At 66.0% G+C, this 1,192-nt stretch carries 1 protein-coding gene; it reads left to right on the top strand.

Features of this window, described 5'->3' with window-relative positions:
* Positions 1–1,192 (top strand): acetyl-CoA carboxylase biotin carboxylase subunit (locus BUC08_RS24080; RefSeq protein WP_073194646.1); only part of this gene is annotated, 1,192 nt, incomplete at both ends.

The following is a 1,192-nucleotide window of genomic DNA, read 5'->3' as shown; positions in this document are numbered from 1 at the left end:
TTGCTGGTGGCGAACCGGGGCGAGATCGCGGCGCGGGTTCTGCGCACCGCCCGTGTCAAGGGCATCAAGACCGCCGTCCTGCGGCACAGCTCCGAGCAGGAAGGCCCGGCCCATCTGATTGCCGACGAGGTCGTGACCATCGAAGGTTCCACGCCCGTGGCGGCCTATCTCGACATTGCGCAGATCGTCGAGGCGGCGCAACGGATCGGCGCGGATGCGGTGCATCCGGGCTATGGCTTCCTGTCGGAAAATGCCGCCTTCGTGGCCGCATTGGAAAAGGCCGGCATCACATTCGTCGGCCCCACATCCGAGGTCATCGACCTGATGGGCGACAAGATCCGCGCCCGCGCCTTTGTCGAGGAACGCGGCTTTCCGGTGGCGCCCTCCGCCATCGAGGATGACGACCCGGCGACCTTCGTGGAACGGTCCCGCACGGTGGGGTACCCGCTGCTGATCAAGCCGTCGGCGGGCGGCGGCGGCAAGGGGATGCGCGTCGTGCGCGAGGACGGCGCACTCGAAGCCGAGATCGACACCGCGCGCCGCGAGGGGGAGCGCTATTTCGGCGATGGCCGTCTGTTCGTCGAACGCTATATCGAGCGCCCGCGCCACATCGAGGTGCAGGTGATGGGCGACGGGCAGGGCAATGTCGTCCATTTCTGGGAACGCGAATGCTCGATCCAGCGCCGGTTCCAGAAGATCATCGAGGAAACGCCGTCCCCGGCGCTTACGGCTGAACAACGCGACGAGATCTGCGAAACCGCCGCCGGGATCGCCCGCGCCGTCAACTATCGCGGGGCAGGCACGGTCGAATTCATCTATGCCCAGGACGGATCGTTTTACTTTCTGGAAATGAACACCCGGCTTCAGGTCGAACACCCGGTGACCGAAATGGTGACGGGCTTTGATCTGGTGGCCGAACAGCTGCGCATCGCGGCGGGCGAGGGGCTGAGCGCCGCGCAGGCCGACATCGCGCAAAACGGCCATTCGATCGAACTGCGCATCTGCGCCGAAGACGCCACCCAGGATTTCCGCCCCGCGATCGGGGACATCCTGCTGCTGGACGAACCCCGCGGCGAAGGCGTCCGCGTGGACAGCGGCATTCTGGACGGCGGCAAAGTGACCACCGATTTCGACCCCATGCTGTCCAAACTGATCGTCCACGGCCGCAACAGGGCAGAGGCCATCGCCAGGG

This window comes from Pseudosulfitobacter pseudonitzschiae, assembly GCF_900129395.1.
GTDB classification, from domain to species: Bacteria; Pseudomonadota; Alphaproteobacteria; order Rhodobacterales; family Rhodobacteraceae; genus Pseudosulfitobacter; species Pseudosulfitobacter pseudonitzschiae.
Note: the sequence above shows the minus strand (reverse complement) of the source record. Positions and strands in the feature narration are given on the sequence as shown.